Source organism: Clostridium homopropionicum DSM 5847, assembly GCF_001263795.1.
Classification (GTDB): Bacteria; Bacillota; Clostridia; order Clostridiales; family Clostridiaceae; genus Clostridium_H; species Clostridium_H homopropionicum.
Window position 1 is genome coordinate 39,549 of sequence record NZ_LHUR01000028.1, and the last position, 19,356, is coordinate 58,904.

Here is a 19,356-nt window from a genome sequence, read left to right on the forward strand (position 1 = left end):
AGATAATTAGTGAAATGAGGTGGTCTAATGATAAATAACATGGTTGCAAGTAATATGCTAAATTCTATAGTTCCTATTTCAAGGTTTAATAAAGGTGAAGCAAACAAAATATTTGATGAAGTAAATAAAAGTGGGTTTAAGATTGTTGTAAAGAATAATAAGCCAGCTTGTGTATTAATTACTCCGGAGACATATCAGGAAATGATTGAAATAATTGAAAACTATAATTTATACGTAGAAGCAGAAAAGAGAATGAAAAACGCAAGCGTTAATGATTTTGTGTCAAGCGATGATGTGCTTCAAGAACTTGGCATTAAAAAAGATGAATTAAACGATATTGAAGTGGATATTGAATAATGGAAAATTATAAATTAAATAGCACCCTCCAGAATTTAATCTATAAGTGAATATATATCTTATAGATTAAATTCTGGAGGGTAATTTTTTTATGGCATTATATAGACAATTACAACTATCATTCTGGCGTGAAGCTTTTGTAATGGATGATGTTGTACATAGTAACTACAACTGTACACAGCGATTGTACATTTTAACAGCAACTATGTGCAGCAGTATTATAAATCTATTCAAAAATAATTAAGAATTATTATATATTAGCAATGAATCGCACAAAAATTTTTTTGGCATAGATGTTGCTATTATGTATTTGCGAGGTTAATTAAAATTGAAGTGGAGGTATTAAAAATGGCAAAATCAAAAGTTATGTCAATTAACGAAGCTATGAAGCCCATAATAAGTAATTCAACAATTATGATGGGTGGATTTGTTGGAGCAGGAGAACCAACATGCTGTATTGATTGGCTAGTAGAAAATGAAATCAAGGGTATTACATTAATTGCAAATGAACCAGGCTTAAGTGGGTTTGGGAAGGCTAAGTTGTACAAACATGGGTTAGTAAAAGAACTTATAGCTTCTCATGTAGGAACAACAGCAGAATCTACTGAAGAATATTTAAAGGGAAATATATTAATTGAACAATTCTATCCAATGGGTACATGGGCAGAAAAAGTAAGAGCAGGGGCTATGGGACTTGGTGGAGTTCTTGTGCCGGTAGGCGTTGGTATACTAGATGAAGAAGGATTATTCCCTAACTTAAAGGAACCTAAGAAGGTTATTAATGTAAACGGTGTAGATTGTTTTGTTGAACCTGCACTTACAGCACCATTTTCAATTGTAAAGGCTTGGCGTGCAGACGAACTTGGAAATCTTCAATATAGATATTCAAGCATGAACTGCAATCCTATAGTAGCAATGGCAGGTGAATACACAATTGCAGAAGTAGAAGAAATAGTTCCAGTAGGAACAATACCACCAGAATGTGTAGGAACAGCAGCACCTTTCGTAAATGCAGTTGTTAAAGGGTTAAGTTTAGAAGAACATAACAAAATATATAGAGACCATTGGATTAAAATCGGAAAATTAAAACCAGAAGTATAAATAAATATATGGGGAGGTATAAATTATGGATGAAAGAGAATTAATAGCAAGACGTGCAGCGCAAGAGTTACATGATGGGGAATTAGTTAATTTAGGCTTCGGTATGCCAACACAGGCTTCAAACTATTTACCAGAAGGAGTAAATCTTACGTTTCACAGTGAAAATGGAATATTTGGAGTAGGACCAAAACCAAAAACTTCAGAATCAGATGCAGATGTTACTAATGCAGGGACAGAGCCTGTAACGCTATTACCAGGTGCAGCAATAATGGATTTATGTACTTCACTTGGTGCTATGAGAAGAGGAACCTTGGACGTAACGATTTTAGGAGCTCTTGAAGTGGATCAATTAGGAAATATCTCAAACTGGGCAGTAAACAGAAATGGATTATGGTGGCCTGGTATCGGCGGTGCAATGGATTTAACTTATGGAACTAAAAAAGTTATTGCCTGCTTAGCACATGCTGATAAAAAAGGAAATTCAAAAATCCTTAAGAAAGTAACCTTACCGAAAACAGGAGCAAATTGTGTTAGTACAATAATTACAGACAAAGCTGTTTTTGATGTTGGAGATAATGTACTAATATTAAGAGAAGCAGCTCCTGGAGTTACAGTTGAAGATATAAGAGCAATAACTGAGGCTGATTTTATAATAGCTGATGATTTCCACGAAATGGTACTTTAGAAAAGCAAATCTTATGACTTTGACTTTAACGGGAGGGTAAAAATGATTACGAAAAGTGAAGATATGATTCAAAGAGGCCGTGAATTTACGGAGAAATATATCAAACCTATAGCAAAAGAGCTTGATGAAAATAATAGATTTCCTATGGAACTAAAGGATGATATGGCATCAGAAGGTTTTTTCGGGATACATTATCCAAAAGAATATGGCGGCTTAGGGCTAGATGCATATACAGCATATGCTACTAATGCTGAACTAGCAAAAGGAAGCGCTGGAATTTCATTATTGTTTACTGTTCATTGGATGGCAGTAGATACTATAATTAAATATGGAAGCGATGAGATAAAAGAAAAATATCTAAGGGACTTAGTTACAGGTAAAAAAATTGCTGCCTATAGCTTAAGTGAATTCCACGCTGGATCCGATGCTTCAGCAATAAAGACTACAGCTGAAAAAGTAGAAGAGGGATGGCTTTTAAACGGAGCAAAATATTTCTGCACCAATGGGGGAATTGCAGATATATATGTTTTAACTTGTAAAACTGATGTTGAAAAAGGTACAAACGGTATAAGTGTTTTCATATTAGAAAAAGGACAAGATGGATTTAATATAGGTCCTTATAACAACAAAATGGGCTGCAGAAGTTCAGCAACTACAAGCCTTTTCTTAAATAATTGTTTAATTCCACAGGGCAATATTATCGGTGCTGAGAATGAAGGCTTTAAAATGTCAATGTATGGACTTTGTGGTGGAAGAGTTGGTATGAGTGCTATGGGTATAGGAATTGCAGAGGCTACCTTAGACGAAGCTGCAACTTATGCAAACAAAAGAATTGCTTTTGGTAAGCCTTTAAGTAAGTTATTTTCTGTGCAAGAAATGATTTCTGACTCTTACGTAAAGCTTCAAGCATCAAAGCTTTTATTAAAAATGGTATGTGGAAAAATTGATTCAGGTGAAAATTTTGCATTTGAGTCTTCTGTAGCAAAGCTTTCAGCAGCAGATATGGTAAATACAGCTTGCCATAATGCTGTACAAATATTTGGGGGACATGGTTATATGAAGGATAATAATGTAGAGCGATTTGCAAGAGATGGACGTCTTATGGATATAGGTGTAGGTTCAAGTGAAGTATTAAAAATGGTAGTTGGTTCTACAGTTTTAAATATGTATAAATAGTAAAACTAACTCGTTAAAAAGCTTTATATTTCTAGTAGAAATTTAAAGGTGGGAAACTTGCATAATAAAAGCATCCTTTTTACAATAGTTTTGCTAAAAAACTCATGTGAAAAGGATGCTTACAAAAATTCTAAATAAAGTAGAACTTAACTGAAATTGCTATAAGAAAACGCAGTAAAAACTGTGCGTTATAAATCTTTCGTGGTATAATTAAATCATTAAGTAGAGAATGGACACTTGGAATAGCAGGAATATCAGTGAGAGACTATTAGGCTTTAAGGAGTGATATTTTTGAACTTTGAAGAGATGAAATTAAATAAAGCATTAGATTATGATTATTTTTTTAAGAATGTTGACAGCCTATGGCTTAATGCGTTATTAAATAATCCATTTCAAGGAATTATAGCTATAAATGAATTTGGGGATATCATTTTTATAAATGATTTCTTTTTAAAGCTGTTAAATACTGATTTTAAAACCGTATTAGGTGAAAAAATTTGGGATGTTATACCGGATTGTCGTCTTCATGATACAGTTTTCAAAGAACATTCTCAATATGGAGAAACCTTAACTCTAAATGGAAGAGAATTTATTATAGGGCGTTTCCCATTAAAGAACAAGAAGAGAGTAATTGGTGCGGTAGTTAAAACTCTATTTCCTGATATGATAACTGCAAAAGAAATTAGCAATAGAATTTCACACCCAGTTGCATATGGCAGTGTTTTTACTAAGCCTTTATGCTGCTGTATGGATATTATTGGAGAATCAGAACCAATGCTATTTGTTAAAAAACTAGCTCGAAAAGCTTCACGTACAAGTTCTAATCTTCTAATAACAGGAGAAAGCGGAACAGGAAAATCAATATTAGCTGAAGCAATTCATAATCGTTCTTCAAGGAGCAATGGCCCTTTTATAAAAGTTAATTGTTCTGCTATCCCCGAAAGCCTTATAGAGTCAGAATTGTTTGGTTATGTAGATGGAGCCTTTACTGGTGCAAGGAAAGGTGGAAAACCAGGAAAATTTGAACTTGCAAATGGAGGTACTATTTTTCTTGACGAAATTGGGGACATGCCTCTTTTCATGCAGCCAAAACTTCTTCAAGTTATTCAAGAAAGACATGTAGAAAGAATTGGATCAACTAAAAGTGTTCCTCTTGATGTGAGAATAATCGCAGCCACAAATCAAAACCTTGAAAAAATGGTTAAAGAACGAAAGTTTCGTGATGATTTATATTATAGATTGAATGTACTTAATATATGTATACCTCCTTTAAGAGAAAGAGTTGAAGATATTCCATATTTTATAGATGGACTAATAAAAAAGATAAACACTAAACTTGGTTCAGATGCTAAAGGGGTTACTGAAGACTCTATAGAACTAATAAAATCATATAGCTGGCCAGGCAATGTGCGAGAATTAGAAAACTTTTTGGAACAAGCAATTAATTGGAGCTATGATTCTATAATTGATGTTTCAAAGCTGCCGGTAAGACCTTGGGACAGAGATGATTCAAATAAAGCTAACGATTCAAATATAGCTTCTATTAGTGATTTTCACATTGAGGAAAATTATCAACAATTAATGGAGGATACAGAAAGGAATATAATTATAAAAGCTTTACTTGAATCAAAAGGAAATAAATCAAAAACTGCAAAGAAATTAAATATGCACAGGACAGTTCTCTATAAAAAGCTAGAGAAGTTTAATATAGATACAAAGAGTATTGAGTTTTACAATATGCAGCATGGATAGGATTAATTGTAGTCCACTCCCATTAGTAATAAAAATGGGGGTGGACTATAAGTTTCTTGGGGGATAAGAAGGTTTGAGTGGGGAAGTAGATAAATATAAAGTTCAAAAGATACTCTCTAATTACAGGGATTTTGTGGCTGCATTTATAGATATTAATTATTGAAGTTAAAGAAATTATATATGGTAAATATATTTTTATAATGTTAGAATAAAGTTATATAAAACCTGTAAATTCGTTATTAACCATAACATAAGATGTATTTAAATTTAAATTGAAAATAATACGAATTAATAGGTTTTATTTTTGAGGAAGTATTTACAAATTAAATTTTGTAATATATACTATAATCATTAAAATGAAATTAATATGAAAACAAAACGAAGATATGTTATTAACATAATTTGAAGAAAAATCACGATAAAATTAAAAAATAGTGTTATTTATGTATTTTTATGATGTATAATACTATTATGGCAAACAATGTAAATGGTATATAATTATGTTCTTTTACAACTAGTCTTATCACTATTTAATATTAGGTATTATGAGGAGGTGTGAGCATGAAAGTTTATGAATTAACTTTAAAAGTATTTCTACTTAAAACTATTGGAAGTACTGAAACACTACAGAAGATATCAGAGCTAATAGACAAGTCATTATCAAGAGACAAAAAGTTTTTAGAATTTCATACAAATAGTGGTTTTAAAAACTACACTTTTAATTCACTATTTCCAGTAGAAAAATCAAAAATCTACAATGAAGGAAAGATATATTCTATAAAAGTACGCACTATAGATGAGGAATTAGCTGAGTACTTTAAAAAGAATCTTGTAAATGAATATACAGATTTTATAAAAGCATTAACTATAGAATATAAAATTATAAAACCAGGATATATAGATAGAATTTATTCAATAACTCCAGTTGTTATAAAAACTGAAGAGGGATATTGGAAAGGGAATTTATCACTAGATGAATTTGAAAAAAGAATAAAGGAAAATCTCATAAAGAAATATAACAAGTATTTTAATACTAAGCTAGATGAAGATTTCCAATTATTTAATATGATTAACTTTGACAATATTAAGCCTATTTCAAGCAAATATAAATCAGTTAATATTTTAGGAGACAAGCTCACCTTAACTATTGCAGAAAACAAAACTGCTCAAGATCTTGCATGCTTAGCATTAGGTGCAGGAATAGGGGAAATGGGTTCGCGAGGATTTGGCTTTGTAAACTATAAACAGCTCTAGGGAGGTGATAAGGTGTTATCAGATGTTATAAAGACCTTTGAAAAAATATATAGAGATATAGGTGAAACTTGCATAACCGACTCTTATGTTCCAGCGGATGGAGAATATATAATTGTTGATGTTAGTGGAGAAGAGTTTAAAGAACTTGATAGAATTGACATTAAGCAAGATAAGAAGACTAAGAAAATTGATACAACTAATTATCACTTTAGTTTTATTCGTCAAGCAGATTATATGAGTAAACTTATAGATATGAATAAGCCTATTGATGGAAAAAAGGTTATACACAGTAATAACTACTTTACTTTCTTTGTGAAAAAAGAAAATATCAATAATGGTAAATTAAATAACACAGTTATTGAGGAATACTACAGTATTTTAAAAAATCCACTACTTAAATATACAGAAAGTAAATCCAAGTCAAGAAAGCTTTATCTAGAGCTTGAAGGGAAAAATGGTAAGCCTAATCAAACAAGAATCGAAAAAATTCAAAAATGGATAGTAGATAATATTCATGATCTAGTACCAAAGGATAACAAGGATAAAACTTATTTAAAAATTTTCTTTAAATATGATTTAGAAGAGTACAGAAAAGAAAGTGAAAAATATATTCTAACCAATATTTACAACAGTAATGATTTTAATATTTCAATTGATAACCAGATTTATGGACTTCCCAATGACAACATGGGCTTAAACGCTAAGAAACCTTATTTAGAAAATAAAACTAGGAAGACAAAAGTGCCCTTTTTATTATCCCAAGACGAAGTATTAATGCAGAAAAAATTCTTTGATTACTTAATGAATCAGGTATCTATAGGCAAGACAAACATTTATATAAATGAAGACGAAATAAAAGCTTTTTCTAATGATGAAATGCTAGATGAAGATTTTAGTGGATATTATCTACGAGCAAAAAAGGGCAAAGAAGTTGAAATCCATGATTTTGATACTATAGTAATTTATAAACCTAATATTAATCCTATTAATATAGTAAATGCATTACAAATTGAAAAAGCTAAAATTACTTATGGAAAAGTATATAACTTAAAAGATTTAAAAAACATAATAAATGAAGTGTTTTTTAGTAAATTCTTAACATCAAATTATTTTACAGAAGCTAAAGATTTAAATATAAATGATAGCAGTTTAAAGAAAAATATTCTTCTTGCAAGAACAACCTTATTTAATTGGTTTTATAAAGGTAACTGGAGCAATGTTTGGAAGGTGTTAGATTGGAGTAGTTTAGATTTAATAAAAGGTTCAATACATAATGGATATATTCCAAGGGCAATTGAGCAATTCAATTTAAGAGTTTCTTTAGAAAGTTATTTTGAAGGAGAGGAAAATATGGCTGATGTTTTAATGGGGATTAAAAATTCATTGAGAGAAAAGATAAGCGGAGAGGGAACAGCATATATAGAAAATGATAGGGAGTACTATTTTGCAGTAGGACAACTAGCTAGCTATTTTATATCCTTAAGTAGAGGTAAAACTAAGATGCATTCTTTAGCTAATCCAATAATTAATGCTAAATCAGATAATAGAATAAAAGATGAATTAAGAAGAATGTTTAAGAAATATAACTACACAATTAAAACTAATAGAAGAAGATTTAAAAATTTATATGCAATGGTTGCATCTTATGCTACTGAAGGAAAGGTTTATGAAGACTTAATTATTGCAGGATATTTACATAGCAATTTAATTTATGAAAAATTAAATGGGGAGGATAATGGAGATGAATAAGAGAGTTTATGGAGTTTTAGGTATAGTTTCAAGAATGAGCAACTGGAATGCTGATTTTACTGGATATCCGAAGACTACATCTTCAGGAGATGTATTTGGAAGTGATAAGGCTTTTAAATATCCAATAAAAAAGATGTGGGAACAACAAGGAGAAAAGGTTTTATATATTAAGTCTATTAAATTAGAAGAAAGTAAAAAGGGAGAAGTGGAGCTTATACCAAGATCCCTAAAAGAAAGATATGAGTACATTTTTAACGAAGAAGATTTAAAGAAGAATAAAGATAGCAAAAAGGTATTAACAAATTTATTTACTGCCATAGATGTTAAAAACTTTGGAGCTACCTTTGCAGAGGAAGGAAATAATATTTCTATAACTGGGGCAGTTCAAATTGGACAAGGCTTTAATAAATATGACGAGACTAATGCAGAAGAACAACAAATACTTTCTCCTTTTAGAGATGCATCAAAAAAAGAAGGAAAAAAAGATGACGAAGAGGCGAAATCTTCTACTTTAGGAACTAAAATAGTTAGTAACGAAGCACATTATTTTTATCCTTTTGCTATAAACCCATATGCATACAATCAATTTATAGACCTTGGAGTTACAGAAGGTTACACAGAGGAAGATTATAAAAAGTTCAAAGAAGCATCACTAGTAGCAGCTACATCTTATAGTACAAACTCAAAAATAGGCTGTGAAAATGAATTTGCACTATTTGTAGAAACGGAAGCAGATTTATATCTTCCAGATTTATCTCAATATATAGATTTTCAAAAAGGAGAAGATAAAAGCACAATTTCAATTAATTGTGAAGAAATGCTTAATAATTTAGAAGGCAGAATCAAAAATATAGAAATTTACTATAACTCATATACAACCATTATTAATGCTGATATTAGAAAAGCTAAGAAGTACAATATTTTTACTAAAGAAGAGGTATAAATATGGATACTTTAAAGTTTACCTTAAGTGGAAGGACAGCTTTTTTTAAAAAGCCTGAGGTTAACACCTACTATTATTTTACTTATGGTAATATTCACAAAGTGGCTCTGCTTGGAATACTTGGAGCTATATCTGGTTATAAAGGCTATAATCAGCAAGAGGTTGAAGGAACTTTATATCCTGAATTCTATGAAAGGCTTAAGAATATTAAGATTGGAATAGTTCCTAGAAATGAAAAGGGGTATATTTCTAAAAAGGTTCAAGTGTTTAATAACTCAGTAGGTTATGCTTCAAAGGAATTAGGAGGAAACCTCATTGTCAAAGAACAGTGGTTAGAAGAGCCAAAGTGGGACATATACATTCTCATTGATGGGGATATAGAAAGAGGATTAGCTAATAGGATAATAAATAAAAGAGCTACCTTTATACCATACCTTGGAAAAAACGATCATATGGCTGATATTATAGATGTTGAATTAATTAAAGATATTAAGAAATCAGACATTGCGAGTAGAATAGATAGCTTATTTATAAAGGATAACTTTAATCTTGTGCCATTTGAAGATGATTTTAGTGAGGAATACATTCAACCCTTCAAATATGAAGAGATGCTGCCAATAGCTCTAGAGGAAAATACTAATAAGTATGAACTAGAAACCTTTATATACACTAATTCAGAACTAGAAAACATCAAAGATTCAATAGTATATAAGTGCAATGAAAAGATAATATTTTTCTTTTAGAAGTTAGGAGGGGAAACCCTCCTTATAATTAAATAAAGGAGAAAGAGAAATGTATTTTAATGAAGTAGATAAAGTGGATTTAGATAAACTAATAAGAGATGGTGACAAAGTGTATGCTCATATTCTAAATGATAGAAAAGAAACATTGAAGGAGCATATAGATTTAGCATTAGAATACTTACATAAGATAATAAAGTCTAAGAATTTAGACAATGTATTTTTAAACTTTGAAAACAGGTTTATAAGTAACTTTAGTCATAAAGGGAAATTTCTATACAGAGAAATGCTACTAAACACAATATATATGCACGATTTAGGAAAAATCAATTGCAATTTTCAATATCTCAAAATGAATAATAAAGAAGTCGAAAATTTAATAGACTTAAATTTAAACAATTCAAACCATTCTATGCTCTCCTCTTTGATATATATAAATCACTATTTTTCCAAGATAAATAAACATGAGACTAAAAGTGAGCAAAGTACTTTAAGATTATTTATGTTGTTAAATTCCTACATCATTTCAAAGCACCATGGATCATTGGACAGTTTTGGTGAATACAAAGAGAAGTTCTTAAGTGATGGTGGAGAAGGTAAGAAGCTATATACGGATGAGATTTCCATATATGAAAGCTTATATAAAGAAGAAATAGTGTTTAATGAAAAAAATCAGCTAATAAAAAGGATATTTGATAATGTTGAAAAGACCTTATCAAGTAAAGAAACAGAAGAAAAGGAGATTTCTTTAGATTTTTATATCTATGAAAGATTTATAAGCTCCCTATTATTAAGCTGTGATTATTATGCCACCTCTAACTTTAAAAATGAAAGAGAAGTAGATAGTTTAGGGGAAATAAAGGATATAGATAAATTTTATAAGGTTTTTAAGGAAACTGATGTTTATAGATGGATAAGAAAGTACGAAGAAGAAAGTTACGGAAAGGTAGAAGATTTCAAAGATGTAAGAGATATTAATATCCTTAGAAATGAAATGTTTCTTGATGCAGAAAGGAATTTCTTAAAGAATATTGATAAAAATATATTTTATCTTGAAGCTCCAACTGGAAGTGGTAAGAGCAATGTAAGCTTAAATTTAAGCTTTAGAATGATAGAAAAATGTGATGCAATAAATAAAATATTTTATGTATATCCTTTTAATAACTTAGTTGAACAAAATATAAGTACCCTTGAGAAAACCTTTGGAAATAGTCAGGTTATTGATGATATAGCTATAATTAATTCAGTTGTACCAATAAAAACAAAAGATAAGGTTAAAGAAAAAACAGATAAGAATGAAAATAGTGATGTTATAGATAAAGATTATGAACTTTCCTTATTAGATAGGCAGTTCTTGCATTATTCCATGATTTTAACTACTCATGTAAGTATATTTAATTATTTGTTTGGAACTTCAAAGGAAAACCTGTTTCCACTAGCTCAAATGGCAAATAGTATTGTAATTTTAGATGAAATACAAAGCTATAAAAATAATATATGGAAAGAGATAATAACATTTTTAAAACACTATTCGGAGCTTTTAAACATAAAATTTGTAATAATGTCAGCCACGTTACCAGATTTAAATAAGCTTATAGAGGGTGAAATTGAAACAGTAAGTTTGATAGAAAATAGAGAAAAATATTTTAGTAATCCAATATTTAAAGATAGGGTAGAGCTAGATTTTTCATTACTAGAAGCAGAACAAGATGTATTAGAAATATTATTGGAGCATGTTAGTACAACTTCTATGAAAAATAAAAAAGATATATTAGTTGAATTTATAAAAAAGACAACAGCAATGGAATTTTATAAAAGGCTGAATCAGCTTAATGATGAGGTAGATGAGAGAGAAAAGAAAAAAATAGAGCTTATGACTGGAGACGATAACAGCATAGAGAGAAATTCTATTATAAGTAGAATTAAAGATGAAAATAGAACCAAGAATATAATCTTAGTAGCTACTCAAGTTATTGAGGCTGGAGTAGACATAGATATGGATATAGGTTATAAAGATATATCTATGCTGGATTCTGAAGAACAGTTTCTTGGAAGAATAAATCGTTCTTGTAAAAAAGAAGGCTGCAGGGTGTATTTCTTTGATTTAGACTCAGCAGCAACTGTGTATCGACATGATGTTAGAAAAGAGAAAAATATAAATTTAACCTCTGAAAATATTAGGGAAATACTCATAAGTAAGAATTTCAAAGATTTCTATGGGTATGTTCTAGATCATTTAATAAAGGAATCAAATAAACATAATGATAAGAATTTTAGTGATTTTATCTATAGCGAAGTTAACAAGCTTAACTTTAATAAAGTTGAGGAAAGGATGAAGCTTATAGATGAACGCTTTGAGTATAGTGTATTTTTAAATAGAGAATTAACTCTAGAAGATAGAGAGATCTTGGAGGGGAAAGTGGTTTGGGATCAATATGTAAATCTACTGAAAGATACTAAGTTAGATTATGCTGAAAAGAAAGTAAAATTATCTAAAATTATATCAAAGCTAAATTACTTCATATACAAAGTAAATAATAATGACTTTTCTTATGAAGAGAGATTGGGAGATATGTATTATATTTCTAATGGAGAAAAGTATTTTAAGAATGGAAAATTCGATAGGGAAAATTTTAAGAAAGGCATAGGGGATTTCATTGAGCTTTAATTAGAATATAGGAAGTTTTACAGGAGGTCTTATGAAAGTAAACGGCACATTAATCAACTACTATTTTCATTGCAAAAGACAATGCTGGCTTCATGGAAATAAAATTAACTTAGAAGATAATAGTGGTGATGTAAAAATAGGAAAGGCTATTCATGAGGTTAATAGTGAGAAAAGTAAGCAATCAGAGATAAGCATTGATAATATAAAAATAGACAAGCTTACCTCGGAATATTTGACTGAAATAAAAAAGTCGGATGCAGATATAGAAGCTGCTAAATGGCAAGTGCTTTTATATTTGAAAGTTCTTAGAGATAAAGGAATAGATAGAAAAGGTAAGCTTGATTTTGTAGAAAAGAACAAAAGCAAAAATACAATTATTGTTGAGCTAAACGATGAAAACTTAATAGAACTAGAAAAAATAATAACCAATATTGAGCTCTTATTATTAGAAGAGAATGCACCAGAAGTTATCAATGAACCCAAATGTAAAAAGTGTGCATACTTTGAATATTGTTATATTTAGGAGGAAACAATGGGAAGTACTAGATATATAACATCAATGGGTGAATTAACAAGAAAGGACAATTCTTTATGTTTTAGAAAGGATAATAAAAATGTATATATACCCATAGAAAATACTAAAGAGATTTACTGTATGTCTGAGGTTAGTGTAAATAGTAAGCTGCTTGATTTTTTATCTCAAAATAACATAGTTATGCATTTCTTTAATTATTATGAAGGTTACAGTGGCACTTTTTATCCAAAGGAGCATTACAATAGCGGAAAGATGTTAGTTAAGCAAGTGGAGGCTTACAGTAATAAGAGATTAATAATAGCTAAAGCTATAGTAGAGGCCATTGGAGAAAACATATATGAAGTTCTATATCATTATTATAAGCATGATAAAAAAGAGGTTAAAGAAACTATTGACTGGATAAGGAAAGACATGAAAGTAAATCTTCATAAAGCTAATGATATTAAACAGGCAATGCAGGTTGAGGGTGAAGCTTGGCAAAGATTTTATGGAGAATTTAAACACATTCTCCCAGAGGATTTCGTAATGAATAAAAGGGTAAAGAGACCTCCTGATAATCCAATTAATGCCCTTATATCCTTTGGAAATACATTATTATATGGGAAAACTATAACTATCATTTATAATACACATTTAGATCAAAGAGTGAGTTTTTTACATGAACCTTCAGAGGGAAGATTTTCACTTAGCTTAGACTTAAGCGAAGCATTTAAACCAGTTGTAGTTTATAGAACTATTTTTGATTTAGTTAATAATAAAAAGCTTCAACTGCCCAAGCATTTTGAGAAGAAAGTTAATTATTGCCTTCTTAATGAAGAGGGAAGAAAGATATTCATAACTGCCTTTGAAGAGAGATTAGAAAGTGTATTTTTACATGAAAAGTTGAAAAGAAAAGTCACCTATAGAACTGCTATAAAGCTAGATTGCTACAAGCTTATTAAGTTTATATTAGAAGATAAAGAATTTAAGCCTTTTAGCTTAAAGGAGAAAGTGTAAATGGGTAAAAATTTTAACTACAATTACGCATTTCTTTTCTATGATGTTGGTGAAAAGAGAGTTAATAAAGTATTTAAGGTGTGTAAAAAATATTTGTCTCATTTTCAAAAGTCTGTTTTTAGGGGAGAGATAACACCAGCGAATATTATATTGTTAAAAAAAGACTTAAAAAAAGTAATAAATGAAAATGAGGATTTTGTTTGTATTATAAAGCTTATGAATGATAATGTCTACGGAGAAGAAGTACTAGGAAATAAGCAAAATAATACAGGAGAAGATTTAATAATATAAAATCCAATAAAAGTATGATGATGGATATTAACAAAACCTAATATAATTTTACCATGTTAAATAATTTATAAATTATCATGTAAATAAAGAAACATAAGGGTTTAGATATTATTCATTCAAACAAAATAGTTTATATAAATTCACTTGGTAAAAATTTATGTAAGCATTGATTAAAGCTAGGTTTTTAAAGTAAAATATGAACTAGAAATGGCTTTTTTTCAATGGCTGAACCTCAACATAAGATGTATTTAAATTGACTAACAGCTTGAATATTTTTAACTGCACCAACGCTGAACCTCAACATAAGATGTATTTAAATTCCCATATAGTAACAACTCCAAAACAGAAACCATTAGCTGAACCTCAACATAAGATGTATTTAAATGTATCGTTAACTCCTCCACCGCTACCACCAGCTGCAGCTGAACCTCAACATAAGATGTATTTAAATAATATTAATGGTGAGTATTTATTTGTTAATGATCTTGCTGAACCTCAACATAAGATGTATTTAAATTAGATAAAAATATCGCTCCCACCTTTAGGGGAGCGGCTGAACCTCAACATAAGATGTATTTAAATTTAATTTGAAAATATTTTTATAAATGTGATAACATTGCTGAACCTCAACATAAGATGTATTTAAATTAGATAAAAATATCGCTCCCACCTTTAGGGGAGCGAGCTGAACCTCAACATAAGATGTATTTAAATATCATTTGAGGACCTTGATGTGAAGATTCGACGACAGGCTGAACCTCAACATAAGATGTATTTAAATGGGTGTTGCTCTTGTTGGTGGTGGTTATGTTGCTAAAGCTGAACCTCAACATAAGATGTATTTAAATATAATTAAAAATGTTAAAAAACGTCAAGGAAAAAAGCGCTGAACCTCAACATAAGATGTATTTAAATGCAATGATAATATTACTGAATTTTGTAGTAGTAGTGCTGAACCTCAACATAAGATGTATTTAAATTAGCTATTGTAATCAACTAACCTAGCTCTAAGCATGCTGAACCTCAACATAAGATGTATTTAAATACAAATGAATAATGATGATTCTTCGGTAAATACCCGCTGAACCTCAACATAAGATGTATTTAAATTTATAAGTATATCTTTCTCATGGATCTGAAGCTCGCTGAACCTCAACATAAGATGTATTTAAATATGGATTCCTAAGCCTCCAGAATAACCCTTCACAGCTGAACCTCAACATAAGATGTATTTAAATTTTACTACTGTAAAAGATAAAACAGGTAAAGAAAAAAGCTGAACCTCAACATAAGATGTATTTAAATTAAGTTGGCATTATATCATCCTTGACTGGATCAATGCTGAACCTCAACATAAGATGTATTTAAATTGTTATATCTTAGTAAATTAGGATTAGCATAAGTAGCTGAACCTCAACATAAGATGTATTTAAATAAGTTTTTCTTTGATGACTCGGATGTAGTGCTAATTGCTGAACCTCAACATAAGATGTATTTAAATGTTAAAGTTTCTTTTTTAAGAATTTCTTTAATTTCGCTGAACCTCAACATAAGATGTATTTAAATCTCTTGCAAAAGAATATGCAGAAGCTGAAGAGGAATGCTGAACCTCAACATAAGATGTATTTAAATCATCTAGTCTTAATTGCCTTATCGGTTCAAAATTCGCTGAACCTCAACATAAGATGTATTTAAATAGTCGTCTAGTCATTCCTATTTTATATACATTTTCAGCTGAACCTCAACATAAGATGTATTTAAATGCGACCTGCCCCAGAAGCTGCTCTACAGTAGCAGGCTGAACCTCAACATAAGATGTATTTAAATGCTTATAAATTTAGAAGAAGAACGCTTAATGCAGGAGCTGAACCTCAACATAAGATGTATTTAAATGACTAATGGAGTTATAGACTTAGAGTTCACTACTGCGCTGAACCTCAACATAAGATGTATTTAAATAAACAATGAGGTAAATAAGCAAGGCGAAGAGTGGCGCTGAACCTCAACATAAGATGTATTTAAATTAATTACCCTCCTCTCTCATATAAACTTCTACATGCTGAACCTCAACATAAGATGTATTTAAATTCTATCTTCTCCGTTCTCCTTATATGAGTATTGAATGCTGAACCTCAACATAAGATGTATTTAAATATGGCTAAAAGACAATATAGAAAGTATTATGTGCAAGCTGAACCTCAACATAAGATGTATTTAAATTTGAGTTCATTATATATTCCTTAAGATTTGGGAATAGCTGAACCTCAACATAAGATGTATTTAAATTTGTATTGGATAAACCATTTGTTTACTACAGAAAAGCTGAACCTCAACATAAGATGTATTTAAATACTAAACCCCAAGATAAAGAGCCAGCAGTAGCTCCAGCTGAACCTCAACATAAGATGTATTTAAATATATTTAAAAATCTAGCTTCTTCCTTTTTTTCTCGCTGAACCTCAACATAAGATGTATTTAAATTAAGTCCAGGATCGTCAGGAGAGCCAGATAGGATTGGCTGAACCTCAACATAAGATGTATTTAAATTTAGATTTTAGTCCTTTAACTATGGATTTAAAAACGCTGAACCTCAACATAAGATGTATTTAAATCGTTTGCCTTACTGCTTCGTGCTGTCTTAAATTTTGCTGAACCTCAACATAAGATGTATTTAAATATAAGGTTATAAAATTTAGCTTCATTTCCATTATGCTGAACCTCAACATAAGATGTATTTAAATGTAGGTAACCATGAAAAAATAGTACCGAAAAAACCAGCTGAACCTCAACATAAGATGTATTTAAATATTCAGCTGATTTGCAACTCCCATCGATAGAAAAATGCTGAACCTCAACATAAGATGTATTTAAATAAGTCAACCTTGCCTGGTCTTCCACCATCCTTTGTCGCTGAACCTCAACATAAGATGTATTTAAATATTATTATCTTTATTTGTATTTCATTTAGTCTATGTGCTAAACCTCAACATAAGATGTATTTAAATGATGCTTTACATTCCTTTAAAGTTTCTATTAACCTAGGCTGAACCTCAACATAAGATGTATTTAAATTAGTGACTGCTATGTGATGAATAATATCTCTTGCATGCTGAACCTCAACATAAGATGTATTTAAATTAAAGTACCTCTAAGATATTATTCTTAGAGGAAACTGCTGAACCTCAACATAAGATGTATTTAAATTTCCATAAAGCCAATCTAATCGACTTCTAAGTAAAGCTGAACCTCAACATAAGATGTATTTAAATTCTTCTGTATCAGGATAATTGCAACAACCTACTTTAGCTGAACCTCAACATAAGATGTATTTAAATACGAATTAGTAATTACAATATACAGAAGGTGCTTAGCTGAACCTCAACATAAGATGTATTTAAATTGAAAGTTGATTAAAGGAAGTGGATGAATGAAGTTAGCTGAACCTCAACATAAGATGTATTTAAATAAGGTATAGCGAAGTAGAAAAAAGGGGGTGGAGGTTTGCTGAACCTCAACATAAGATGTATTTAAATAGAATTAATAAAGTTTGTCCCTCTTTACCAAGAACAGCTGAACCTCAACATAAGATGTATTTAAATTAATAAAATTCATTTGGATAATCATCATATTTAGCGCTGAACCTCAACATAAGATGTATTTAAATAAGTAATATATGACCTAGAAAAAAATAATTCAAATATGCTGAACCTCAACATAAGATGTATTTAAATTATTTTATTTTACCCATATTTTACCTCCTAAAAAGGCTGAACCTCAACATAAGATGTATTTAAATAAATCTGTTAGTACTCCTGCTGAATTATTAAAGAGCTGAACCTCAACATAAGATGTATTTAAATAAGAGGGCACGTATTTGTCTATCAACAAGCCTATCGCTGAACCTCAACATAAGATGTATTTAAATTAATTACATAACTTGTAATAATGATGAAAACAAGGGCTGAACCTCAACATAAGATGTATTTAAATTGATTCAAGTTATCCCTCATTCTTTCCCAAATATGCTGAACCTCAACATAAGATGTATTTAAATTACAAAAGTTTTAATCGACAGAAATATGGATGGAGGCTGAACCTCAACATAAGATGTATTTAAATTATAATTGCCCTCTGCACATATTCCTAAGCTACCTGGCTGAACCTCAACATAAGATGTATTTAAATAAACCTATCTTTCCATCTTTAATTGCAAGAATTGCAGCTGAACCTCAACATAAGATGTATTTAAATTTAGCTAAAGCTAGAGAAAAACAGCTAAAAGACAGAGCTGAACCTCAACATAAGATGTATTTAAATTATTTTGAAAGGGCGGCTTTGTAACACGCCCCATGAAGCTGAACCTCAACATAAGATGTATTTAAATCCACTATAATTAGTAAAACAAATGCCGTAAAGACCAGCTGAACCTCAACATAAGATGTATTTAAATTCTGCAATAGCTTCTCTCTCTGTTTGATATATCATTGCTGAACCTCAACATAAGATGTATTTAAATAATTCAACTTTTGCTGTTTGAGGTATGCAGTTTAGCTGAACCTCAACATAAGATGTATTTAAATTGCATTAGCAAGCAACCGACACAAGGTCGACCTTGGCTGAACCTCAACATAAGATGTATTTAAATTGGGATAAGTATAAAGATAAAAAGATATATCAATGGCTGAACCTCAACATAAGATGTATTTAAATGAATGACAGGCTTGTTGATAGACAAATACGTGCTCGCTGAACCTCAACATAAGATGTATTTAAATTCATAGTTTCTATCGTATAAATCATTATCATTTAAGCTGAACCTCAACATAAGATGTATTTAAATGAGGTATGAAAACTTCCTCTTTCTACCATGATTATCGCTGAACCTCAACATAAGATGTATTTAAATAATAGTTCATAAAGAAAATCATCAACTAAAGGCTGCTGAACCTCAACATAAGATGTATTTAAATGTGTAGGCTATATGTCAACAATAATTTAAAAGTACACAAAAGTACCATTCAAAAAGTACATAGATTAGGTAAAAAATTTTACTTTGATTGTATAAGGGTGTTAATTACATCCTTTTTATTATTCATGAACTCTTTTCTA

Annotated in this window: 14 protein-coding genes and 1 CRISPR repeat array; all 14 genes read left to right on the forward strand. The window is 30.1% G+C overall.

From position 1 onward, the window contains the following. Nucleotides 1–27 precede the first annotated feature (27 nt). The 14 genes from CLHOM_RS12365 to cas2 all read left to right on the forward strand — a co-directional run bounded on the left by CLHOM_RS12365 (nt 28) and on the right by cas2 (nt 14,247). A complete protein-coding gene (locus tag CLHOM_RS12365; protein WP_052222008.1) occupies nt 28–357 on the forward strand; it encodes a type II toxin-antitoxin system Phd/YefM family antitoxin in 330 nt (109 codons plus the stop codon). Between the two features lie 91 nt (nt 358–448). Further along, nucleotides 449–601 (forward strand): hypothetical protein, encoded by a 153-nt coding sequence (locus CLHOM_RS18380; RefSeq protein WP_161803225.1) that lies wholly within the window; start codon nt 449–451, stop codon nt 599–601. Between the two features lie 104 nt (nt 602–705). Next, nucleotides 706–1,458: a CoA transferase subunit A gene (locus tag CLHOM_RS12370; RefSeq protein ID WP_052222009.1), complete on the forward strand. Its 753-nt coding sequence runs from the start codon at nt 706–708 to the stop codon at nt 1,456–1,458. Nucleotides 1,459–1,483: 25 nt separating this feature from the next. Beyond that, nucleotides 1,484–2,143 carry a 3-oxoacid CoA-transferase subunit B gene (locus CLHOM_RS12375; protein ID WP_052222010.1) on the forward strand — a complete coding sequence of 220 codons (660 nt, stop codon included), beginning with the start codon at nt 1,484–1,486 and terminating at the stop codon, nt 2,141–2,143. A gap of 42 nt (nt 2,144–2,185) precedes the next feature. Further along, on the forward strand, nt 2,186–3,319 hold the full coding sequence (locus tag CLHOM_RS12380) for an acyl-CoA dehydrogenase family protein (protein ID WP_052222011.1): 1,134 nt from the start codon (nt 2,186–2,188) through the stop codon (nt 3,317–3,319). Nucleotides 3,320–3,610: 291 nt separating this feature from the next. Then, complete coding sequence (locus tag CLHOM_RS12385) at nt 3,611–5,071, forward strand: sigma-54 interaction domain-containing protein (protein ID WP_052222012.1); 1,461 nt, start codon at nt 3,611–3,613, stop codon at nt 5,069–5,071. Nucleotides 5,072–5,632: 561 nt separating this feature from the next. Beyond that, nucleotides 5,633–6,325 carry a CRISPR-associated endoribonuclease Cas6 gene (cas6, locus tag CLHOM_RS12390; protein WP_052222013.1) on the forward strand — a complete coding sequence of 231 codons (693 nt, stop codon included), beginning with the start codon at nt 5,633–5,635 and terminating at the stop codon, nt 6,323–6,325. A gap of 12 nt (nt 6,326–6,337) precedes the next feature. Next, a complete protein-coding gene (gene cas8b / locus CLHOM_RS12395; RefSeq protein ID WP_052222014.1) occupies nt 6,338–8,074 on the forward strand; it encodes a type I-B CRISPR-associated protein Cas8b/Csh1 in 1,737 nt (578 codons plus the stop codon). Further along, the gene (locus CLHOM_RS12400) at nt 8,067–9,017 is read left to right on the forward strand and encodes a type I CRISPR-associated protein Cas7 (RefSeq protein ID WP_052222015.1); all 951 of its coding nucleotides are present in this window, start codon (nt 8,067–8,069) and stop codon (nt 9,015–9,017) included. Before cas8b ends, CLHOM_RS12400 begins: the two co-directional genes overlap by 8 nt. Before the next feature lie 2 nt (nt 9,018–9,019). Next, entirely contained in the window at nt 9,020–9,760 is a 741-nt protein-coding gene (gene cas5b / locus CLHOM_RS12405; RefSeq protein ID WP_052222016.1) for a type I-B CRISPR-associated protein Cas5b, read from the forward strand. Nucleotides 9,761–9,809: 49 nt separating this feature from the next. After that, nucleotides 9,810–12,425, forward strand: coding sequence for a CRISPR-associated helicase/endonuclease Cas3 (locus CLHOM_RS12410; protein ID WP_052222017.1), 2,616 nt, complete (start codon nt 9,810–9,812; stop codon nt 12,423–12,425). Nucleotides 12,426–12,456: 31 nt separating this feature from the next. After that, on the forward strand, nt 12,457–12,948 hold the full coding sequence (cas4, locus tag CLHOM_RS12415) for a CRISPR-associated protein Cas4 (protein WP_052222018.1): 492 nt from the start codon (nt 12,457–12,459) through the stop codon (nt 12,946–12,948). A 9-nt stretch (nt 12,949–12,957) separates the two neighbouring features. Next, nucleotides 12,958–13,956, forward strand: coding sequence for a type I-B CRISPR-associated endonuclease Cas1b (gene cas1b / locus CLHOM_RS12420; protein ID WP_052222019.1), 999 nt, complete (start codon nt 12,958–12,960; stop codon nt 13,954–13,956). Continuing rightward, nucleotides 13,957–14,247, forward strand: a complete 291-nt coding sequence (cas2, locus tag CLHOM_RS12425; protein ID WP_052222020.1) for a CRISPR-associated endonuclease Cas2 — start codon at nt 13,957–13,959, stop codon at nt 14,245–14,247. A gap of 224 nt (nt 14,248–14,471) precedes the next feature. Next, a CRISPR array of direct repeats spans nt 14,472–19,217; the repeat unit is 30 nt; unit sequence GCTGAACCTCAACATAAGATGTATTTAAAT. The last annotated feature ends 139 nt before the right edge of the window (nt 19,218–19,356 follow it).